The organism is Mesorhizobium sp. M7A.F.Ca.US.002.01.1.1 (genome assembly GCF_004022955.1).
Lineage (GTDB): Bacteria > Pseudomonadota > Alphaproteobacteria > Rhizobiales > Rhizobiaceae > Mesorhizobium > Mesorhizobium ciceri.
Window position 1 is genome coordinate 1 of sequence record NZ_RZQE01000299.1, and the last position, 7,488, is coordinate 7,488.

General features: G+C 61.8%; 4 protein-coding genes and 1 pseudogene. All 5 read right to left on the minus strand.

What is annotated here, in order from left to right; genetic code table 11:
* A pseudogene (locus tag EN932_RS24130) lies at window positions 1–480 on the minus strand (sel1 repeat family protein); the annotation flags it as partial.
* Window positions 467–2,191: a dihydroxy-acid dehydratase gene (ilvD, locus tag EN932_RS24135; protein WP_024503842.1), complete on the minus strand. Its 1,725-nt coding sequence runs from the start codon at window positions 2,189–2,191 to the stop codon at window positions 467–469. The gene ilvD and the pseudogene EN932_RS24130, both read right to left, overlap by 14 nt.
* 306 nt (window positions 2,192–2,497) lie before the next feature.
* Window positions 2,498–3,760, minus strand: coding sequence for an OmpP1/FadL family transporter (locus tag EN932_RS24140; RefSeq protein ID WP_024503841.1), 1,263 nt, complete (start codon window positions 3,758–3,760; stop codon window positions 2,498–2,500).
* A gap of 358 nt (window positions 3,761–4,118) precedes the next feature.
* Complete coding sequence (locus EN932_RS24145; protein ID WP_127388345.1) at window positions 4,119–6,902, minus strand: valine--tRNA ligase; 2,784 nt, start codon at window positions 6,900–6,902, stop codon at window positions 4,119–4,121.
* A gap of 218 nt (window positions 6,903–7,120) precedes the next feature.
* Window positions 7,121–7,488, minus strand: a 368-nt coding sequence (locus tag EN932_RS24150) for a DUF2497 domain-containing protein (RefSeq protein WP_128369117.1), incomplete at its 5' end; no start/stop codon positions are given.

Consider the following 7,488-nt stretch of genomic DNA (forward strand, 5'->3'; position numbering starts at 1 on the left):
CATGTAGTATTCCTGGGCCGCCACCTCGTTCTCGGTGACCGGGCTGCCGGGAATGCCCGTGCGCAAATAGTCGCCAAGCGCCACCAGCGCATCGGAGACATAGCTTTCCTCGGGCGAGCCGGGCTCGACATCCTGGTCGACGATCTCGGAGAAGAACTTGAACGCCTCATAGTCGTCGCGCGCCACGCCGTCGCCCTCGGCATACATGCGGGCAAGCTTCCAGGTGGCGCCGATCTGGCCGTTTTCGGCGGCGTATTTGTAGGCCTCGGCAGCCTGCTCCTTGTGGCCGTTCTTGTAGGCGGAGAAGCCGAACTGGAAGACCGCCCAGGGGCTCGATTGCGGCTTCACCCCGGTCTTGTCGTCGAACACCTTGTCGTCGAAGGCCATGGCCTGGCCGACGGCGCCAAAGGTCGCGCCAAACGTGGCGGCCACGACCAGTGCCGAAAAGACAGACGACCTCAACAACTCAGATGTCCGCATAACAGTGTGTTTCTTTCGCACCGCCCGGATGGGTCACCGCGCCATCGCGCGCCGGCCCTACCGTCTGTGCATATTTCCATATCGCGCCCGACTGATAATCGGTCGCGCGCGCCTTCCATGTCTTTGCCCTCGCCGCCAGTTCGCTATCGGACAACGCCACATCGATCGTGCCGTTCACCGCGTCGATCGAGATCACGTCACCATCCCTGAGCAGTCCGATCGGGCCACCCACGGCTGCTTCGGGGCCGACATGGCCGATGCAGAAACCGCGCGTCGCGCCCGAGAAGCGCCCGTCGGTGATCAGCGCCACCTTGCCGCCCATGCCCTGGCCGTAGAGTGCTGCCGTCGTCGACAGCATTTCGCGCATGCCGGGGCCGCCGCGCGGTCCTTCGTAGCGAATGACGAGAACCTCGCCCTCCCTGTAGTTGCGATGGGTCACCGCCTCGAAACATTCCTCTTCCGAATCGAAGCAGCGGGCCGGACCGGAGAATTTCAACTCCGCCATGCCGGCGACCTTCACGATCGCGCCTTCGGGGGCCAGGTTTCCCTTCAAGCCCACGACACCGCCGGTTTGGGTAATGGGTCTGTTGGCCGGGCGGACCACATCCTGATGCTCATTCCAGACAACGTGCTGCATGTTTTCGGCCAAAGTGCGGCCAGTCACCGTCATGCAATCGCCATGCAGATAGCCGTGGTCGAGCAGGGTCTTCATCAGCAGCGGAATGCCGCCGGCCTCGAACATGTCCTTGGCGACATATTTGCCGCCCGGCTTGAGGTCGGCGATGTAAGGCGTCTTCTCGAAGATCTTGGCCACGTCGAACAGGTCGAACTTGATGCCGGCCTCGTGCGCGATCGCCGGCAGATGCAGTGCCGCGTTGGTCGAACCGCCGGTGGCCGAGACCACGGTCGCCGCATTCTCCAGCGCCTTCAGCGTGACGATGTCGCGCGGCCGGATATTTCTGGCGATCAGCTCCATGATCTTTTCGCCCGAGGCGAAATTGAACCGGTCGCGCATTTCATAGGGCGCCGGCGCGCCGCAGGAATAGGGCAGCGCCAGGCCGATCGCCTCGGCGACGGTCGCCATGGTGTTGGCGGTGAACTGGGCGCCGCAGGAACCGGCCGAGGGACACGCGACCTGCTCGATCTCAAGCAGTTCGTCATCGCTGATCGTGCCGACTGAGTGCTGGCCGACCGCCTCGAAAACATCCTGCACGGTGATCTGGCGGCCGCGATAGCTGCCGGGCAGGATCGAACCGCCATAGATGAAGATCGACGGCACGTTGAGCCGCACCATGGCCATCATCATGCCGGGCAGCGACTTGTCGCAGCCGGCGAGCCCAACCAGCGCGTCGTAGCAATGGCCGCGCATGGTGAGCTCGACCGAATCGGCGATGACCTCGCGCGACACCAACGACGACTTCATGCCCTGGTGACCCATGGCGATGCCATCGGTGACGGTGATGGTGCAGAATTCGCGCGGCGTGCCGCTGGCGGCCGCGACGCCCTTCTTGACCACCTGCGCCTGGCGCATCAGCGAAATGTTGCAGGGCGCCGCCTCGTTCCAGCAGGAGGCGACCCCGACCAGCGGCTGCGCAATCTCGGCCGCCGACAAACCCATGGCATAGAGATAGGAACGATGCGGCGCACGCGCCGGACCGACGGTCACATAGCGGCTAGGGAGCTTAGCCTTGGAGATGACTTTGGCGTCCATACTCTTCCTTGCCCCATCTTCCCTGCAAATGGGGCGGAGCGGCCTGCCCCCTCGCCGAGCCTTTTGGCGCGTGTCCCGAGACAAGATCGAGGTGCGCCGGGTTTATGGCGGGAAATGGGCAATTTCCTCAGCCCAGCTTCTACCGCAGGGGTTGTTCAGAAAGTGTTGCCAAAACGTCACAATAGCAGGAGGCGCAAGCGGTTTGGATTACGTGCAATGCAGCTTGGATGAGACAATCGCGGGCAATGCGATCTCAAACGAAAAAAGCCGGGCAGTGCCCGGCCTTTCATGCGCAATTTCAATTCGTTACCACTTGACCTTCAATGATGTTGAAAGTGCCGTGACAAGGTCGTTGCCGAAGTCCGCGGTATAGCCATTGTCATATGTTAGGCCATCATCTGGGTTTACGGCCGTATGGATCGATCCACTGGTCAGCACTCCCACCGCGCCCCCAAGTCGAACCTCGATGTTCTGAGTTGGCGTGTAGGCCACGCCACCGCTGAGGGTCCAGGTATCGGTCTGGGCGCTCAGGCCGGTCGACGTTCCGCGATCCCACGTGATAACCGCCGCACCGCTCCACTGATCATTGAATTTGTGGCCGACGCCGCCGGAAACTGTCCAGCCATCGCGATAGAGTAGATCGAGCGAGGTAAGCCGCAATGGGCTGGTCGTCGTGCAGGATGCCGTGCCGGTGGGACAAAACGGAATGCTCTGTAGCTCGCTCCAATTCATCCACTTGATGGATCCGAATGCCAGCCAGCCAGGAGCTATGCCCGACTGAAGCTTGAGCTCTACAGAATCCGGAACCTGCGAGGAACCACTAACATTCGTCACTTTGCCCAAAAACGGATTTAAAGGATTGAGGGCCGCGGGAACCTGAGACAGATCCAGCGTTCCGTCCAAATTGTTGAGCTTGACCGCCGAATTATAGACCAAGCTGGCGCGCAGGGCGATATCCGGAATCTCATACGCAACGCCGGCTCGCCATCCCCAGCCGTCACCCTCAAGGTCAAGCCGCCCTATGCCCGCACCGGGAATGGGAGCCACCAATTGTTCTTTGAAGCCAGAAACATTCTCGTGGAACACGCCGCCGATAAAACGAAACTGTCCTTTGCCGAGATCCATTTTGTAGGAGCAGGTTCCACCCACAGCCTCGCTCTTCACCTGGGTTTCAACATTGCTGTTCGCGCCGGCCCAATTCCGACCCGGGTTGCTGGACGCACCAATCGGCTGGCCATAGTCCACGAGGCAATCGACGGGGCCCATACCCGCCTTGATGCCGACGCTCGGCACCCAATAGCTTTCGGTATCGCGAGCACTGTTGGAGAAACCCATGAGGTTAAGGGGGCCGTCGGACGGGTCGGTGTCCTTCACGTTCTTGAGGTCGCGCTGCGGCATCACATAGGTGCCGGAGACCTCACCCGTGACTTGGGCAGGATCGAACAGCAGATCGATATCGTAGCCGCCACGCTCCAGGCCGCCGGCATGTGCCGGATTCATCGCCGTCCCGATCAAAGCCAGCGAAAAGCAGCCCGCCCCCAGCAGCGCCTTCAGTCGCAGAATAGTCATGAAATGTCCTCCCCCGAATTCGAGTGCACCAAGCTAGAACCAATTCAGGTTAACGGTGCAACAACGAATTCGCGGGCGTACATGTACACACTGGCCAGCCGCATTTTCGAGGAAATGCAACCGGGTGCGGCAAGGCCGAAAAATGGTCTGTGAAGGCTGAGCGGCTCTCAAAAAACAGGGAAAACCATCCAAAAGGCTCGAAAACAGGCCTTTTTTGGGGTCCGGGAGCCCCATTGTTACATTATGGCAACAATGCGGCTAAAACTTCCGTTTACGTCAATATTAACGCAACGGAATGCTGATTTTCCAGGCGGAAAACCAGCATTTTAGAGGGGTCTAAAGTCTCGCGAATCTATCCTCAACCGGCGTCGCGAACCCTGGCCAACGCGACCGACAGCTTGTCCTGTGCATCGCGGTATTCGGCGAGCTTTTCACGCTCGGCATCGACGATCTCGGCCGGCGCGCTGGCCACGAACCTCTCGTTCGACAGTTTCTTGTGCAGGCGCGCGATCTCCTCGGTCACCTTGGCCAGTTCCTTCTGCAACCGTGCAGCCTCGGCGGCGAGGTCGATCAGGCTGCCAAGCGGCAGGCAGATCGTCGCCTCGTTGAGCACGATCTGCGCCGAACCCTTGGGCGCGACATCGGCAAGCGAGATGTCGCCGACCCGCGCCAGCCGCTTGATCGCCGAATCCTCGCGAACGAGGCGCTCGCGTGTCACATCGTTGGCGCCGACCACGACGAGCGGTGCGATGGCTGCCGGCGGCACGTTCATCTCCGAACGCACGGAGCGGATGCCGGAGACGAGGTCGACCAGCCAATTGATGTCGGCTGCAGCCTCGGCGTCTTCGAAGTCCGGTGACGGCCACGTGGCATGGCACAGCAGCGAGGGGCGTTGCTTGCCTTCGCCAGCGGTCTGCGCCCACAGTTCCTCGGTCATGAACGGCATCATCGGATGCAGCAGCTTGTAGATCTCGTCGAGCACGAAGGCGACGCAGGCTCGGCTTTCGGCTTTGGCCGCCTCGTCGGTGCCCATGAACACCGGCTTCAGCAGTTCCAGGTACCAGTCGCAGAACAGGTTCCAGACGAAGCGGTAGGCGGCGCCCGCCGCCTCGTTGAAGCGGTATGAGGTGATGCCGTCGGTGATCTCGCGCGCCGCCCGCGTCAGCTCGGTGAGGATCCAGCGGTTGACCGCCAGCTTGGCGTCGTTGAGCCAGAAATCGTCATTGCGCGCGACCTCGTTCATCTCGGCAAAACGCGTCGCGTTCCACAGCTTGGTGCCGAAATTGCGATAGCCGGCGATGCGCGCCGGATCGAGCTTCACGTCGCGGCCCTGCGCCGCCATCACCGTCAGCGTGAAGCGCAGCGCATCGGCGCCGTATTCGTCGATCAGGTCGAGCGGATCGATGACGTTGCCTTTCGACTTCGACATCTTGGCGCCGTTCTTGTCGCGCACCAGCGCATGGACATAGACGGTGTGGAACGGCTCCTCGTCCATGAAGTGCAGGCCCATCATCATCATGCGGGCGACCCAGAAGAAGATGATGTCGAAGCCTGTCACCAGCACGTCGGTCTGGTAGTAGGTCTTCAGCTCGGGAGTCTCATCGGGCCAACCCAGCGTCGAGAACGGCCACAGCGCCGACGAGAACCAGGTGTCCAGCACGTCCTCGTCGCGGGTCAGGATCTCGCCCGGCTTGAAGTTCTCCAGCTTGTCCTCGACCCAGGCCTTCCACGGTCCTTCCAGCGCCAGATAGAATTCGATCGCGGCGCTCAGCGCCTCTTCCTCGGTCTTCTCGACGAAGACGCGCCCGTCGGGCCCGTACCAGGCCGGAATCTGATGACCCCACCAGAGCTGGCGCGAGATGCACCAGGGCTGGATGTTCTCCATCCAGTCGAAATAGGTCTTTTCCCAGTTCTTCGGCACGAAGTTCGTGCGACCTTCGCGCACTGAAGCGATCGCCGGTTTGGCCAGTTCCGCCGCATTGGCATACCATTGCTCGGTCAGGAATGGCTCGATCGGCACCCCGCCGCGATCGCCATGCGGCACCGCGTGGCGATGCGGCTCGACCTTTTCGAGGAAGCCGCCCTCTTCCATCAGCTCGACGATCTTCTTACGCGCGACGAAGCGATCGAGGCCGTCGAGTTCGTCCCAGACCGCCTGGCGCTCCGGCGTCACCTCGAGGCCGGCGAGAAAATCTTCATTGTCCCTGAGGCTTACCGCCGCCTCCGTGGTCAGGATATTGATCGCCGGCAGCTTGTGGCGCCTGCCGACCTCGAAATCGTTGAAGTCGTGCGCCGGCGTGATCTTGACCGCGCCCGAACCTTTTTCCGGATCGGAATACTCATCCGCCACCACGGGAATCCTGCGGCCAACGATCGGCAGGACGATGTTCTTGCCGACCAGATGCCGGAAGCGCTCGTCGTCGGGATGCACCGCGACGGCCGTATCGCCCAGCATCGTCTCCGGGCGCGTCGTCGCCACGGTGATGAAGGTTTTCGGGTTTTCCGGGTCGAAGACCTTGCCTTCGACGGGGTAGCGGAAGTGCCAGAGATTGCCATTGACCTCCTGCTGCTCGACCTCGAGATCGGAGATCGCGGTGAGCAGCTTGGGGTCCCAGTTCACAAGACGCTTGTCCTTGTAGATCAGCCCTTCCTTGTAGAGCGTGACGAACACTTCGAGCACCGCCTTGGACAGGCCTTCGTCCATGGTGAAGCGTTCGCGTGACCAGTCGGCCGAGGCGCCGAGCCGCTTCAACTGGTTGAAGATGGCACCGCCGGATTCGGCCTTCCACTCCCACACTTTCTCGATGAACTGTTCGCGGGTCAGGTCGCGGCGATGGATCTGCTTTTCCATCAGCTGCCGCTCGACCACCATCTGCGTGGCAATGCCGGCATGGTCCATGCCCGGCTGCCACAGGACGTTCTTGCCGCGCATGCGCTCGAAGCGCACCAATATATCCTGCAGCGTGTTGTTGAGCGCGTGTCCCATATGCAGCGAGCCGGTGACGTTCGGCGGCGGGATGACGATGGTGAAGGCCTCCGCCCCCTCCTCGGCCCCGGCACCGGCGCGAAACGCGTCGGCCTCTTCCCAGACTTTGGCGATCTTCGGCTCGACGGTTTTGGCGTCGTAGGTCTTTTCAAGCATGGGAAAATGGTCCGCGCTGTCGGGAGTTTTGCTGGTCCGGTGTAAATCGGAAGGTTTTGGCCAAGTCAACCGCAAGGGCTGTCTCGGACCCTCACAACCAGATAGGCGCGGCCTTGGTCATTTCAACGGAAAGCGATCCGTCGTCCTGCCGACAACGACTTCGCCAAAACAAACGGCGCCACGAAGGCGCCGTTTCCTCTAGCAATCGGCATGGGCAGCTACTGCGCCCCGCGCGCCACGCGCTCGATCTCCTCGCGCACCAGTCTTTCGACCAGTGTCGGCAGATTGTTGTCCAGCCAATCCTGCAGCATCGGCCGCAGCATCTCTTCGGCCATGTCGTCGAATGTCTTCTTGCTGCGGCTGGCAAACGCGTCGGAAAGCTCGCCAAAGGCAGCCGCGACCTGACGGCCGGTGTGCTCGGAAACGATCGCCGGACGCGGCGCGTCGCTGGCCGCCACCGGCCGCACCACGCTTGCATCCGGACGAGACGGCTCGGTAGCCGGTTTCGCGGTTGGTTCATCCCCTGGAGCCTCCATCGACGGCTTGGCAGCCGTCTTGCGTGCCTCGCTCCGGTCCGACACCGCCC

Bases quoted from the DNA above. Each gene is read 5' to 3' on its own strand.
- EN932_RS24145 (WP_127388345.1), bottom strand. From the start codon at position 6,902: ATGCTTGAAAAGACCTACGACGCCAAAACCGTCGAGCCGAAGATCGCC.
- ilvD (WP_024503842.1), bottom strand. From the start codon at position 2,191: ATGGACGCCAAAGTCATCTCCAAGGCTAAGCTCCCTAGCCGCTATGTG.
- EN932_RS24140 (WP_024503841.1), bottom strand. From the start codon at position 3,760: ATGACTATTCTGCGACTGAAGGCGCTGCTGGGGGCGGGCTGCTTTTCG.